The following is a 13997-nucleotide window of genomic DNA, read 5'->3' on the forward strand; positions in this document are numbered from 1 at the left end:
GCGAACCGAACCGAACGGGGACGCACATGCAACGAGTGGTAAGCGGTAGCAGCAGTAAGTAGGGGGAATTGATGCCTCGTTGGAAGGCACTGCCGGAGGAGCTCGACCCACAGATCCGGGAGTTCACCGGCCAGCTGCGCAGACTCGTCGACCGCAACGGCCTGAGCCTCGCCGCGGTGGCCGACCGCACGGGCTACAGCAAGACGTCGTGGGAGCGGTATCTGAACGGCCGGCTGCTCGCCCCCCGCGGGGCGATCGTCGCGCTCGCCGAGGTGACCGGTACCGACCAGGCCCATCTGAACACCATGTGGGAGCTGGCGGAACGGGCCTGGAGCCGTGCCGAGATGCGCCACGACATGACGATGGAGGCCATCCGGATCACCCAGGCGCGGGCCGCGCTCGACGAGGCCGGGGTCCCGCGCGGACACGGCAGGAGCCGCCCCTCCGGCGCCGTCGGTACGGCGGGGGGCGCGGGGGCGGGCACGGTGCCGGGCGAGGGCCGCTCACCGTCCGTGCCGGCTCAGCGCGGGTCCCTTCCGCGGGTTCCGCAGCAGCCGCAGGCCGGGCCGGACTCCGCCCCGGGGCACGGCCTGCCGCCCGCCGTGGCCTTCGCCGCCGGCATCGGCGGACCGCAGCCGCCCGCGCGTCGCGACGGGCCCGGTGGCAAGGGCGGAGGCAACCGCAGGACGGCCGTGATCGCGGCCGTCGTCGTGGGCGTCCTGCTCGTGGTCACCGGTGTGGTGCTCCTGATCGGCCCGGACGGCGACTCCAAGGGCGCCGAGGCCGCGAACACGCCCTCCCCTACGCCGACGGCCAGCGCTCCGGTGCTGCCCGCCGGCGTCGAGTGCAAGGGCTCGACATGCGCGGGCCAGGACCCCGAAGAGATGGGCTGCGGCGGCGAGCACGTCCGTACGCTCTCCAGCGCCACCGTCGGCACGAGCGTCATAGAGGTGCGCTACAGCGAGACCTGCGCCGCGGCGTGGGCGCGGATCACCGGGGCCGTCCCCGGTGACACCGTCGAGATCACCGCGGGCGAGGCAGGGCAGAACAGCACGGTGGACGCGACCACGGCCGCGTACACCCCGATGGTCGCCGTGAAACGGATCGCCGACGTCGAGGCGTGTGCCGCGCTCGCCTCCGGTACGCGAGGGTGCACCGTCGAAGCGGCCGGGTAGGGGGAAGGACCTCACGCCGGTCGGCCGCGGACGGGTGAGCGGGGAGTGACCGGTTGTGTGCGGTGCCACAGGGGGGTGGGCGGCCGCGGGGTTCCGGGTCGGATAGCCTGATCGCTGGATATCTCTTCACATCAAGATTCAGGGATGTCCAGCACCAGGGGCCAGGAGCCCCCACCGCCAGCTGTCTAACGGAGATCGCCATGACCCGCACTCCCGTGAATGTCACCGTGACCGGCGCAGCCGGCCAGATCGGCTACGCGCTGCTCTTCCGCATCGCCTCCGGCCACCTGCTCGGCCCGGACGTGCCGGTCAACCTGCGTCTCCTGGAGATCCCGCAGGGGCTGAAGGCGGCCGAGGGCACCGCGATGGAGCTCGACGACTGCGCCTTCCCGCTGCTGCGCAACATCGAGATCACCGACGACGCCAACGTCGGCTTCGCCGGCGCGAACGTCGCCCTGCTCGTCGGCGCCCGCCCGCGCACGAAGGGCATGGAGCGCGGCGACCTGCTCTCCGCCAACGGCGGCATCTTCAAGCCGCAGGGCAAGGCGATCAACGACAACGCCGCGGACGACATCAAGGTCCTCGTCGTCGGCAACCCGGCCAACACCAACGCGCTCATCGCGCAGGCCGCCGCCCCGGACGTACCGGCGGAGCGCTTCACCGCGATGACCCGTCTGGACCACAACCGCGCGATCTCGCAGCTGGCCGCCAAGACCGGTGCCGCCGTCTCCGACATCAAGAAGCTGACGATCTGGGGCAACCACTCGGCCACCCAGTACCCGGACATCTTCCACGCGGAGGTCGCCGGGAAGAACGCCGCCGAGCTCGTCAACGACGAGGCCTGGCTGGCCGACACCTTCATCCCGACCGTCGCCAAGCGCGGCGCCGCGATCATCGAGGCCCGTGGCGCGTCCTCGGCCGCCTCCGCCGCGAACGCCGCCATCGACCACGTGTACACCTGGGTCAACGGCACCGCCGAGGGCGACTGGACCTCCATGGGTATCCCGTCGGACGGCTCCTACGGCGTCCCCGAGGGCATCATCTCGTCCTTCCCCGTCACCACGGAGAACGGCACGTACAAGATCGTCCAGGGCCTGGACATCAACGAGTTCTCCCGTGCGCGCATCGACGCGTCGGTGAAGGAGCTCACCGAGGAGCGCGACGCGGTCCGCGAGCTCGGCCTGATCTGATCCGCACGTCCCCTCGGGGGACGCGGGAACGCCACCGCCCCCGGCAGCAGTCGCTGCCGGGGGCGGTGGCGTTCCCGGAAGGGCCGGAGCGCTTTCAGAGCACGGCGGCGATCTCGCCCAGGGCCGCCATGGCACGGCGTTGGAGGCCGGGGCCGAACGTGACACGGGTGGCGCCCAGTTCACCGAGGCGTCGCGGACCCGGACCGTCCGGCCGGGCGAGGGCGTTCAGCGGCACCGGTACGGCGGCGGCCAGGCGGGGGAGGGCCTCGGGTGGCGCCATGATCGGGTAGACGCCGTCGGCGCCCGCCGCCACGTACAGCAGCGCGCGGCGCACGGTCTCGGCCTCCTGGTCGGTGCCCTCCGGGACGCCGGTGACGTACGTGTCCACCCGGGCGTTGACGAACAGCGCGTCCCCGGCGGCCGCCCGCACCGCCGCCAGCCGGTCCGCCTGCCACCCGGCATCCACGAGGACCCCGTCCACCGTGTCCTCCAGATTGCAGCCGACGGCCCCGGCATCGAGCAGCCGCTCCACCAGCTCCCCGGGCGCCAGCCCGTACCCCGCCTCGACGTCGGCCGACACGGGCACGGAGACGGCGCGGGCGATCCGCGCCACCGCCGCGAACATCTCGGCGGCGGGCGTGGCCCCGTCCTCGTACCCGAGCGAGGCCGCCACCCCGGCGCTCGGTGTGGCGAGGGCCGGGAACCCCGCGTCGGCGAGAACGCGGGCGCTCGCGGCGTCCCACGGGCCGGGGAGGACCAGCGGATCGCCGGGGGTGCGGCCGTGGTGCAGGGCGCGGAGGACGGATGCGGTCATCGCGGAAGGCTCCTGAGACGGGCAGGTGGACCGGGGAGAGGGCGGGTCAGCGGTGGTCGCCGGGGGTGTAGTGCCCCGGGACCATGCGGGTGGTCACGGCGAACCGGTTCCAGGAGTTGATCGTGATGATCGCGGCGATGAGGTGGGCGAGCTCGGCCTCGTCGAAATGCTTGGCGGCCGTCGCGTACACCTCGTCCGGCACGAAACCGTCGGTCAGGACGGTCATCGCCTCGGCCAGCCCGATCGCCGCGATCTCCTTCGGCGTGTAGAAGTGCTGCGACTCCTCCCAGGCGCTGAGCTGCACGATCCGCTCGATGGACTCACCGGCGGCGAGTGCGTCCTTGGTGTGCATGTCGAGGCAGAACGCGCAGTGGTTCAGCTGCGAGCACCGGATCTTCACCAGCTCGGCCACGACCGGGTCGAGCCCCTTGCGGGACGCGGCATCCAGGCGGGCCATCGCCTTGTAGACGTCGGGGGCGTGCTCGGTCCACTGCATGCGGGGGGTGTGCTCGGGGGCGTACTCGGAGGTCGCGTGGCTGTGTGTGTTCGTCGTCATGGATATGACGCTACGCGGCGAGTGGCGCACCTGTATGGTCCATTTCCATGACAGATGCCTGGGCCACTTTCGGCGCCGACCTGCATATCGACGTGACCGGGTCGAACGGGCTGCGGGCCGGACTCATGGACGCCCTGCGGGAGGCGGCCCGGACCGGCCGGCTGGCGCCCGGGACCCGGCTGCCGTCGTCCAGGACCCTCTCCGCCGACCTCGGCATCGCCCGCAACACCGTCGCCGACGCCTACGCGGAACTGGTCGCCGAGGGCTGGCTCACCGCCCGGCAGGGCTCCGGCACCCGGGTGGCGCAGCGGTCCGAGCCACGCCCGTCCGCCACCTCGGCGCCGCGCACCCGGCCGCCCCGCAGCAGTCCCACGTACAGCCTGATGCCCGGCTCGCCCGACCTCGCGACGTTCCCGCGCGCCGAATGGCTGAAGGCGGCCCGCCGCGCCCTCACCCGCGCACCCAACGACGCCTTCGGCTACGGCGACCCGGCCGGCCGCATCGAGCTGCGCACCGTGCTCGCCGACTACCTGGCACGGGCCCGCGGGGTGTACGCGGATCCCGAACGCATCGTGGTCTGCGCCGGCTTCGTCCACGGGCTGAGGATGATGGGGAAGGTGCTGCGGGAGCGCCGCGTGCGCGAGGTGGCCGTCGAGTCGTACGGACTGGACGTGCACACGGGCCTGCTCACCGACGCCGGCCTGCGCATCCCCTGTCTGCCGCTCGACGGACTCGGCTCCCGGACCGGCGAACTGCACGGGATGCGGGGCGCGGGCGCGGTGCTCCTGACACCCGCTCACCAGTTCCCGACCGGGGTGCCGCTCCACCCCGACCGGCGGGCCGCGGCCGTCGACTGGGCGCGCAGTACCGGCGGACTGATCCTGGAGGACGACTACGACGGAGAGTTCCGCTACGACCGCCAGCCGGTCGGCGCGCTCCAGGGCCTGGACCCCGAACGCGTCGTGTACCTGGGGACGGCCAGCAAGTCACTGGCGCCGGGGCTGCGGATGGGGTGGATGGTGGTGCCGCAGTCACTGGTCGGCGAGGTGACCGCGGCCAAGGGCTGGAGCGACTGGGCGTCGAGCGCGCTGGACCAGCTGACCCTGGCGGAGTTCATCGCCTCCGGCGCGTACGACCGGCATGTGCGCTCCGTGCGGCTGCGCTACCGCAACCGGCGCGACCAACTGGTCGCGGCACTGGCGGAGCGGGCCCCCGCCATCCGTGTCAGCGGGATCGCCGCCGGTCTGCACGCCGTACTCGAACTCCCGGAGGGCACGGAGGCCGAGGTGATCAGGTCAGCGGCCTGGCAGGGGCTCGCCGTGCAGGGCCTGTCCTTCTTCCGCCACCCGGACGCCGAGGTGCGGCGCGAGGCCCTGGTCATCGGTTACGGAACGCCGACCGACAGCGCCTGGGCGGGCGCACTGGACGCCCTGTGCCGGATCCTGCCGTGAGCGGGCCTACGGGTGCCTTACGGGTGGCGCGCCCGGCACCGCGGGCTGCGGAGTGTCCGCAGGGGCCTCGCCGAACCGGGCCAGGGCCAGCGCTCCCGCCACGGCCACCGCGAAGCCGGTGACCGCCGGCCAGCCGAGGCCGTCGCGGGTACGGTCCCCGAGCCAGACGACCCCCACCAGCGCGGGCCCGATCGTCTCGCCCAGCACCATCCCGGCCGTGGCGGTCGTCACCGAACCGCGCTGCAGCGCCGAGGTGAGCAGCAGGAACGCCGAACCGCCGCCCACCAGCAGTGCGTACACGGCGGGGTTGGTGACGAGCGCGGAGGGCGACACATCGTCGATCAGCCGGACGGCGACCTCCACCACCCCGAAACCGCAGCCCGCGCCGAGCCCCAGGACGAGGGCGCGCCCCCGCTCGGGCAGCCGGCCCGCCGCCGTGCCGATCAGCAGGATGCCGACGGCGACGCCGAGCATCGACCAGCGCAGCGCATCCGATCCGGCCGCCTGACCCTCCTCGCCGGAGGAGAGCCCCAGCATGCCGAGGCCCGCGCAGACCACGGCGACGGCCGTCCACTCGGTGGCGCTCAGCCGGACCCCGAGCAGCCGGGCGGCGACGACCGCGGTCACGGCCAGACTCGCGGCCAGGGCCGCGCCCACCGCATAGATGGGCAGCGAGCGCAGGGCGATGATCTGGAAGACGAAACCGAGGCCGTCGAGGGCGAGCCCGGCCACGTAACGCCACTGGCGAAGGGCCCGCAGCAGCAGGGCCGGATCGACCCCCGCACCGGCCCCGGGCTCGGCGGCGGCCCGCGCGGCGACGGCCTGGAGGACGGAGGCCGTGCCGAAGCAGACCGCGGAACCGAGCGCGCAGATCATCCCCAGGAGCACACGGGGACTCTACTGGGGACGGCGCGGGGCCGGGGTCCCAGCCGGAACCCCGGCCCCGCCCCTCCCGGCAGGCCGGGTGCCGGCGATCAGCCGCGCAGCACCTCGCGCAGCTGCTCCAGCCCCCAGTCCAGATCCTCCTTGCTGATCACCAGCGGCGGGGCGATCCGGATCGTCGAACCATGGGTGTCCTTCACCAGCACCCGCCGGTCCATCAGCTTCTCGGAGATCTCCCGTCCCGTGCCGTGGCCCGGTTCGATGTCGACGCCCGCCCACAGCCCACGGCCCCGCACCGCCTCCACCGCGCCGCCGCCCACCAGCAGGCCCAGCTCCTGATGGAGGTGCTCGCCCAGCTCGGCGGCCCGCTGCTGGTACTCACCGGTGCGCAGCATCGCGATGACCTCCAGCGCGACCGCGCACGCCAGCGGATTGCCGCCGAACGTCGAGCCGTGCTCCCCGGGCCGGTAGATCCCCAGCACCGCCGCGGACGAGACCACCGCCGACACGGGCACCACACCTCCGCCCAGCGCCTTGCCGAGCACGTACATGTCGGGCACGACATCCTCGTGCTCACAGGCGAAGGTCTTCCCGGTCCGGCCGAGGCCCGACTGGATCTCGTCCGCGATGAACAGCACGTTCCGCTCGCGGGTCAGCTCGCGGACCCCGGGGAGGTAGCCGGGCGGCGGCACCAGCACCCCGGCCTCGCCCTGGATCGGCTCCAGCAGCACCGCCACGGTGTTCTCGGTCATCGCCGCCCGCAGCGCGGTCAGGTCGCCGTACGGCACGATCTCGAACCCCGGGGTGTACGGACCGAAGTCCGCGCGCGCCTCGTGGTCCGTGGAGAAGCTGACGATCGTCGTCGTCCGGCCGTGGAAGTTGTCGGCGGCGACGATGATCTTCGCCATGCCGTCCGGGACGCCCTTGACCCGGTAGCCCCACTTGCGGGCCGTCTTCACCGCGGTCTCCACCGCCTCCGCCCCGGTGTTCATGGGCAGCACCATCTCCATGCCGCACAGCTCGGCGAGCTGCGTACAGAAGTCGGCGAACCGGTCGTGGTGGAAGGCCCGTGAGGTGAGGGTCACCCGCTCCAGCTGTGCCTTGGCCGCGTCGATCAGACGGCGGTTGCCGTGGCCGAAATTGAGCGCCGAGTAACCGGCGAGCATGTCGAGGTAGCGCCGGCCCTCTACATCGGTCATCCAGGCGCCGTCCGCCGTGGCGACGACGACGGGCAGCGGATGGTAGTTGTGCGCGCTGTGCGCCTCGGCAGAGGCGATGGCGGTTTCCGTGGTCGACACGGGATCTCCGTTCGTCGTGCGGCGTGGGCCGGGGTCTTGCCCACTTTGTATCGTCGGTCGGATCGCCCACGAGGAAACCTTCAGTTCGCGGCGCGCCCGCGTTTTCCGCTGCCGGGCGGGCTCCGCGGCCCTCCGCGGAACCCCGTCAGGCGTCCTCGTACCTTTCTCGCACCGGCTGCCCGAGATCCCTTCCGTACCTGAGACAATGACTTCCATGGCCTCTGAACGTCCCCGTGTGCTCTCCGGAATCCAGCCCACCGCAGGCTCGTTCCACCTCGGCAACTACCTCGGCGCGGTCCGCCAGTGGGTGGCACTGCAGGATTCCCACGACGCCTTCTACATGGTGGTCGACCTGCACGCGATCACCGTCCCGCAGGACCCGGCGGAGCTGCGCGCCAACACCAGGCTCGCCGTCGCCCAGCTGCTCGCCGCCGGAGTGGACCCGGAGCGCTGCACGCTCTTCGTCCAGAGCCACGTCCCCGAGCACGCCCAGCTCGGGTGGGTCATGAACTGTCTGGCCGGATTCGGCGAGGCGTCCCGGATGACGCAGTTCAAGGACAAGTCCGCCAAGCAGGGGACCGACCGCACCACGGTGGGGCTCTTCACCTATCCGCTGCTGATGGTCGCCGACATCCTGCTGTACCAGGCCGACCAGGTCCCGGTGGGAGAGGACCAGCGCCAGCACCTGGAGCTGACCCGCAATCTCGCCGAGCGGTTCAACGGCACCTACGGGGACACCTTCACCGTGCCGGACCCGTACATCCTCAAGGAGACGGCGAAGATCTACGACCTTCAGGACCCGTCCGCGAAGATGAGCAAGTCCGCGGCGACCACCAAGGGTCTGATCAACCTCCTCGACGAGCCGAAGACGACCGCCAAGAAGGTGAAGAGCGCCGTCACTGACACCGACACCGTGATCCGCTTCGACCAGGTCGAGAAGCCGGGGGTCAGCAATCTGCTGTCCATCTACTCGACCCTCACCGACACGTCGGTCGCCGACCTGGAGCAGAAGTACGAGGGCAAGGGCTACGGTGCGCTGAAGACCGACCTCGCCGAGGTCATGGTCGACTTCGTCACACCGTTCCGCACCCGTACCCAGGAATATCTCGACGACACGGAGACGCTGGACTCCATCCTGGCCAAGGGGGCGGAGAAGGCCCGGGCCGTCGCCGCCGAGACTCTGGCGCTGACCTATGACCGGATGGGCCTTCTGCCCGCCAAGCACTGAGTCCAAGGACCCTGGCGTCAGGACCTCCACAGGCGGCACACTGGCGGCGTGAAGCATGCGGCCGTCAGTGGCTGAAAACAGACCATCGAGGATTGAGGAGAACGACGTGGGGACCGTAACGCTCGGCGTTTCGATCGCGGTCCCGGAGCCCTACGGCAGCCTGCTCCAAGAGCGGCGCGCGAGCTTCGGGGACCCTGCCGCACACGGCATTCCCACCCACGTCACCCTCCTGCCGCCGACCGAGGCCGAGGCGGCCGACCTCGCCGCGATCGAGGTGCACCTCGCAGCGATCGCGGCCGGCGGCCGCCCCTTCCCGATGCGACTGTCCGGCACGGGCACCTTCCGCCCGCTCTCGCCGGTCGTCTTCGTCCAGGTCGTCGAGGGTGCCTCGGCCTGCTCCTGGCTCCAGAAGCGGGTCCGGGACGCCTCCGGGCCGCTGGTGCGCGAGCTCCAGTTCCCGTACCACCCGCATGTGACCGTGGCGCACGGCATCTCCGAAACGGCGATGGACCGGGCCTATGCGGAGCTCGGCGACTACGAGGCGTCCTGGACCTGTGGTTCCTTCGCCCTGTACGAGCAGGGCGCGGACAGCGTCTGGCGCAAGATCAACGAGTTCCCGTTCGGAGCGGGCGGCGGCAGCCCCGCCGTGCCCGCGCAGAGCGGCAGCTCCATGGACGCACCCTCGCTCCACACCTGAGAAGGCCGCGGGCCCGCACCTTCACGGGCCCGCACCCCCACGCCCCACCTGAGCGGGCCGGGCAGGGCGGTTCCCCTCCGGCTCAGACCGGCAGGCGCCGGAACAGCGGCCGCGGCACATGCCGCAGCGCCGACATCACCGCCCGCAGCGCCCCCGGCACCCACACCGTCTCCGAACGCCGCCGCAGCCCCGTCACGATCGCTTCCGCGACCGCGTCCGGCGTGGTCACCAGCGGGGTCCGGGTGAACGGGATCATCGCGAGTGGCGCATCGGCCGCCGCGGCGGCCGACCCGGCCGGCGCGGTCGCCGGCCGGACGAGCCCGGGGCGTACGACCATCACGTGCACGCCCGTCCCGTGCAGGGCGTCCCCGAGCCCCTGCGCGAACGCGTCCAGGCCCGCCTTGCTCGACCCGTAGATGAAGTCCGCGCGCCGGGCGCGCTCCCCCGCCACCGAGGAGAGCACCACCAGTGAGCCGTGACCCTGCGCCTGGAGTGCGCCGGCGCACACCAGCCCGGCGGAGACGGCCCCCGTGTAGTTCGTCTGGGCGACCCGGACCGCGGCGAGGGGCTCCTCCTCGTCGCGCTCCTGGTCGCCGGGGACACCGAAGGCGAGGAGCACCATGTCGATGTCGCCCTCGGTGAAGATCTTGCCGAGGCCGGCCTCGTGGGACTCGGTGTCCAGCGCGTCGAAGTCGACGGTACGGACATAGGTGCCCCGGCCGCGCAGTTCGGCCGCGGCCGACTCCAGGGCGGGGGAGGGGCGTCCGGCCAGCCAGACGGTGCGGGTGCGGCGGGCGATCAGGCGGCGTGCGGTGGCGAGCCCGATCTCCGATGTGCCGCCGAGGATGAGCAGGGACTGCGGGGCACCGAAGGCATCCTTCACGAGAACGCTCCTTAAGGGCGGGTGGCGGAAGGCGGATGAGGGGAACGCGCGGAAGGGGTGGCGGCCGTCGCGCCGTCAGAGGGAGAGCCGGCGCGAAAGGTCCGACCGGAACGCCCCGTTCGGGTCCAGCTCGGCCCGGAGCTGCCGGAACGCGTCCACTCGCGGGTACATCGCGGCCAGCGCGTCCGGGCGCAGCCGGGCGTCGGCCGTCAGACAGACCCGGCCGCCCGCCGCCGCCACCTCCTCGTCCAGGCGGTCGAGGAAGCGGGCCAGTCCCGGCAGGGCCGCGGGCAGGTCGAGGGCGAGGCTCCAGCCGGCTTCCGGGAAGGACAGCCAGCCGGGATCGCCCGGTCCGAACCGTTTGAGCACGGCGAGGAACGAAGGGCAGCGCCGTTGCGAGACCTGTCCGACGATCCGGCGCAGTGTCTCCGCCCGCCTGTCCCCGACGGTGAACTCGTAGTGCACGAAGCCGCCCCGGCCGCGGATCCGGTGGGCGTGCGGCGCGGTGTCCAGGGGGTGGAAGAACGTGGAGATCCGCTGGAGTTCACCGGTGCGGGCCCGCGGTGCGCGGCGGTAGCGGAGCTCGTTGAAGGCGGCGGCGGACATGCGGCCGAGCAGCCCGCCGGGCACGAGGTCCGGTACGAGGGAGTGCGTGGGGGGCAGGGGAGTGGGGCGGAAGAGCAGCGGTGTGCGCCGGGCGTGCGCCGGGAGCATGTTCAGGGGTGCGTGCTCCCCCAGGGTCAGGACGCCACGCCCCGTCGACCGGCCGCGGGCGGTCAGGTCGACCCAGGCCGACGCATAGCGGTGGCGGCGGCTCCCGGTGGCAAGCCTCGTCATCAAGTCATCGAGATCGAGGGCCCGTTCGGTGTCGACCGACATCAGGGACGTCACGACGGGATGGAACCGCAGCGTGGCCGAGAGGATCACCCCGGTCAGGCCCAGGCCCCCCGCCGTCGCGTCGAAGAGCGGGGTGCCGGCGCGGACCGTACGGATCCCGCCGTCCGCGGTGAGGAGCTCGAACTCCGTGACGTGGCGGGAGAAGGAGCCGGAGGTGCGGTGGTTGTGACCGTGGACGTCGGAGCCGATCGCCCCGCCCACCGTGATGTACCGGCTGCCGGGTGTCACCGGCAGGAACCAGCCGAGCGGCAGCAGCACCTCCAACAGCCGGTGCAGGCTCACCCCCGCGTCGCACACCACGAGGCCGGCCCCGGCGTCGATGGTGCGGATCCGGTCCAGTCCCGTCATGTCGAGGACGGAACCCCCGGCGTTCTGCGCCGCGTCGCCGTGCGCCCGGCCGAGGCCTCGAGCGATCGAGCCGCGCGGCCCGCAGCCGCGCACGGCGGCGACGGCCTCCTCGTGACTACGGGGGTGGAAGCGCAGCGCGGTCGTCGGGGCGGTACGGCCCCAGCCGGTCAGGGACACGGTGTCGACAGACATGAGGGTGACCGTATCGCCCGAGAAAACACCTTTGAGGGATTTGTTACAACACTCACCGAAATGGGTGATTGAAGGGGAGTCATCTTCTACGCTGCCGACGGGACGCCTGATTTCGGTGTCCGGGAGGGTAGTCGTACGGCATGGACTGGCTGAAGAAACTCCCCGTCATCGGGCCGCTCGTCTCCTGGCTGATGGAGACGCATCTCTGGCACAGCTACGAAACGCTGGATCGGGTCCACTGGGCCAGGCTCGCCGCGGCGATCACGTTCATCAGCTTCCTGGCGCTCTTCCCCCTGATCGCGGTCGCTGCCGCGATCGGTGCGGCGCTGCTCTCCGACAAGCAACTGGACAAGATCGAGGACAAGCTCGCCGAGCAGGTGCCCGGCATCTCCGACCAGCTCGGCATCGACAATCTGGTGGCCCACGCGGGGACGGTCGGGCTGGTGGCCGGTGCGCTGCTGCTCTTCACCGGCATCGGCTGGATCGGCTCGTTGCGGGACTGCCTGCGCGCCGTCTGGGAGATGGACGATCTGGATCAGGGCAATCCGGTCCTGCGCAAACTCAAGGACGCCGGGCTGCTGTTCGGGCTGGGCGGGGCGGCCCTGGTGACCCTGGCGATCTCCTCGGTGGGCTCCGTGGCCGTCGGCTGGGTCGCCGATCTGGTCAACATCCCGGAAGACGGCGCGGGCGGCGTACTGCTGCGGATCGCGGCCCTGGTGGTGGCGGTGGTCGCCGGCTTCCTGCTACTGCTCTATCTGCTGACCCTGCTGCCCGGGGTCGAGCCGCCGCGGCGCCGGCTCGTGGTCGCCGCGCTGATCGGCGCGGTCGGGTTCGAGCTGCTCAAGCTGCTGCTCGGCAGCTATATGAAGGGCGTCGCCTCGAAGAGCATGTACGGAGCCTTCGGTGTGCCGATCGCGCTGCTGCTGTGGATCAACTTCACCGCGAAGCTGCTGTTGTTCTGTGCCGCCTGGACGGCCACGCGGAGCAAGGGAGAGGCGGAGCCGTCGGCGGACACGGAGCAGGACTCCGCATCCGCCGACGGCAGGGAAGCCGGCGGCAGCACCCTCAGCGGCGGGGGAGGCGGCGCACCAGGTCCGGGAGCGGCCAGCGCCGGTTGACCAGGAACGCCGCCCCGGCCAGCAGCACCAGCACGCCGCCGACGATGCCCAGGGCGATCCCGACCCCGCTCGTGCTGTCGGTGGCGGTGGCGGCCTTCGTGGTCTGAGGTCCGTTCCCGCCCTTGTTCGCGGCCGGCTTGTCGGCCTGGGCGCCCTTGCCCGTACCCGTGCCGGTTCCGGTCTCGGCGGACTTCGGCGGAACGAGTTCGCCGACCGGGGTGACCTTGCCGCTCGCGGCGAAGCCCCAGTCGAGCAGGCTGGCCGCTTCCTTGTAGACGGCGTGCGTCTCGTCGGACGACGGGTTCATGACGGTGACGAGCAGCACCTTGCCGTCGCGCTCGGCGACGCCGGTGAAGGTGTTCCCGGCGTGCGTCGTGTAGCCGTTCTTGACACCCGCGATGCCCTTGTACGGGGTGACGCCGTCGGCCCCCGTGAGTAGCCGGTTGGTGTTCTGGATGCCGAAGCTCTCGCGCTTCTCGCCCTTCTTCTGCTCACCGGGGAACTGCGCGGTGGCGGTCGAGCAGTACTCGCGGAAGTCCGCCTTCTGCAGCCCGCTGCGGGCGAACAGCGTGAGGTCGTACGCGCTGGAGACCTGGTTGGGGGCGTCGTAGCCGTCGGGCGACACCACCGTGGTGTCCAGGGCCTGGAGTTCATCCGCGTGCGCCTGCATGTCGGTGACGGTCTTGGGGACGCCCCCGTACATCGAGGCCAGCACGTGCACCGCGTCGTTGCCCGAACGCAGGAAGACCCCGAGCCACAGGTCGTGCACCGTGTAGCTGAGGTCCTCCTTGACGCCGACCAGACTGCTGCCCTCGCCGAGATCGGCCAGGTCCTCGTCCTTGACCGTGTACTCACGGGTCTTCGGCTGGAGCGCCGGTGCCTGCATCACGGTGTCGGCGAAGAGCATCTTCAGCGTGGAGGCCGGAGGCAGCCGCCAGTGCGGATTGTGCGAGGCGAGCACGTCGCCGGTCTCCGCGTCCGAGACCATCCAGGACCTGCCGGTCAGGTCCTTCGGCAGGACCGGAGCGCCGGAGCCCAGGTTGACCTGGGTCCCGCTCCGGCCGAGCTGCACGCCACCGACCTGCGACATGCCGGGGGGCGGCTTCGGCTCGTCGTCCGAGGTGTCCTGACCGACCGCCGACGCAGGACTGACGAGGAAAACGGACAGCAAAGCGGCAGAGGTGACCGACAGAGCGGCCTTCTTGAGAGCTGACACGGTCGAAAACGTACATGCAGTTGATCTGAATATGGATACCGGAGGTATGACC

At 71.7% G+C, this 13997-nt stretch carries 13 protein-coding genes; 6 read left to right on the plus strand and 7 right to left on the minus strand.

Going from position 1 to position 13997, the window contains the following annotated elements:
* Positions 1 to 71: 71 nt before the first annotated feature.
* Together SH922_RS24605 and SH922_RS24610 are read left to right on the plus strand one after the other, a co-directional pair.
* Positions 72 to 1175 carry an XRE family transcriptional regulator gene (locus SH922_RS24605; protein ID WP_393060012.1) on the plus strand — a complete coding sequence of 368 codons (1104 nt, stop codon included), beginning with the start codon at positions 72 to 74 and terminating at the stop codon, positions 1173 to 1175.
* A gap of 200 nt (positions 1176 to 1375) precedes the next feature.
* A complete protein-coding gene (locus SH922_RS24610) occupies positions 1376 to 2365 on the plus strand; it encodes a malate dehydrogenase (protein ID WP_393060013.1) in 990 nt (329 codons plus the stop codon).
* A gap of 94 nt (positions 2366 to 2459) precedes the next feature.
* On the opposite strand, the gene SH922_RS24615 is transcribed toward SH922_RS24610, so the two are convergent.
* Both SH922_RS24615 and SH922_RS24620 read right to left on the minus strand, forming a co-directional pair.
* Positions 2460 to 3179: an isocitrate lyase/phosphoenolpyruvate mutase family protein gene (locus SH922_RS24615; protein ID WP_393060014.1), complete on the minus strand. Its 720-nt coding sequence runs from the start codon at positions 3177 to 3179 to the stop codon at positions 2460 to 2462.
* Positions 3180 to 3225: 46 nt separating this feature from the next.
* A complete protein-coding gene (locus SH922_RS24620) occupies positions 3226 to 3735 on the minus strand; it encodes a carboxymuconolactone decarboxylase family protein (protein ID WP_393060015.1) in 510 nt (169 codons plus the stop codon).
* 47 nt (positions 3736 to 3782) lie between these two features.
* Here SH922_RS24620 and SH922_RS24625 point away from each other — a divergent pair, with 47 nt between their 5' ends.
* A complete protein-coding gene (locus SH922_RS24625; RefSeq protein ID WP_393060016.1) occupies positions 3783 to 5186 on the plus strand; it encodes a PLP-dependent aminotransferase family protein in 1404 nt (467 codons plus the stop codon).
* Positions 5187 to 5192: 6 nt separating this feature from the next.
* On the opposite strand, the gene SH922_RS24630 is transcribed toward SH922_RS24625, so the two are convergent.
* Both SH922_RS24630 and rocD read right to left on the minus strand, forming a co-directional pair.
* Positions 5193 to 6062 (minus strand): hypothetical protein, encoded by an 870-nt coding sequence (locus tag SH922_RS24630; protein ID WP_393063678.1) that lies wholly within the window; start codon positions 6060 to 6062, stop codon positions 5193 to 5195.
* A 98-nt stretch (positions 6063 to 6160) separates the two neighbouring features.
* A complete protein-coding gene (gene rocD, locus SH922_RS24635) occupies positions 6161 to 7366 on the minus strand; it encodes an ornithine--oxo-acid transaminase (RefSeq protein ID WP_393060017.1) in 1206 nt (401 codons plus the stop codon).
* 214 nt (positions 7367 to 7580) lie between these two features.
* Here rocD and trpS point away from each other — a divergent pair, with 214 nt between their 5' ends.
* Positions 7581 to 8594, plus strand: a complete 1014-nt coding sequence (trpS, locus tag SH922_RS24640; protein ID WP_393060018.1) for a tryptophan--tRNA ligase — start codon at positions 7581 to 7583, stop codon at positions 8592 to 8594.
* A 106-nt stretch (positions 8595 to 8700) separates the two neighbouring features.
* A complete protein-coding gene (locus tag SH922_RS24645; protein ID WP_393060019.1) occupies positions 8701 to 9291 on the plus strand; it encodes a 2'-5' RNA ligase family protein in 591 nt (196 codons plus the stop codon).
* A gap of 82 nt (positions 9292 to 9373) precedes the next feature.
* On the opposite strand, the gene SH922_RS24650 is transcribed toward SH922_RS24645, so the two are convergent.
* Positions 9374 to 10174 (minus strand): decaprenylphospho-beta-D-erythro-pentofuranosid-2-ulose 2-reductase, encoded by an 801-nt coding sequence (locus SH922_RS24650; protein ID WP_393060020.1) that lies wholly within the window; start codon positions 10172 to 10174, stop codon positions 9374 to 9376.
* A gap of 75 nt (positions 10175 to 10249) precedes the next feature.
* Positions 10250 to 11611 (minus strand): FAD-binding protein, encoded by a 1362-nt coding sequence (locus SH922_RS24655; RefSeq protein WP_393060021.1) that lies wholly within the window; start codon positions 11609 to 11611, stop codon positions 10250 to 10252.
* Positions 11612 to 11751: 140 nt separating this feature from the next.
* Here SH922_RS24655 and SH922_RS24660 point away from each other — a divergent pair, with 140 nt between their 5' ends.
* The gene (locus tag SH922_RS24660; RefSeq protein WP_393060022.1) at positions 11752 to 12729 is read left to right on the plus strand and encodes a YihY/virulence factor BrkB family protein; all 978 of its coding nucleotides are present in this window, start codon (positions 11752 to 11754) and stop codon (positions 12727 to 12729) included.
* On the opposite strand, the gene SH922_RS24665 is transcribed toward SH922_RS24660, so the two are convergent.
* Entirely contained in the window at positions 12677 to 13945 is a 1269-nt protein-coding gene (locus SH922_RS24665) for a D-alanyl-D-alanine carboxypeptidase family protein (RefSeq protein WP_393060023.1), read from the minus strand. The two genes, SH922_RS24660 and SH922_RS24665, sit on opposite strands and share 53 nt — an antisense overlap.
* Positions 13946 to 13997: the final 52 nt, after the last annotated feature.

The sequence above is a fragment of the Streptomyces sp. LN549 genome, from assembly GCF_043203805.1.
GTDB lineage: Bacteria > Actinomycetota > Actinomycetes > Streptomycetales > Streptomycetaceae > Streptomyces.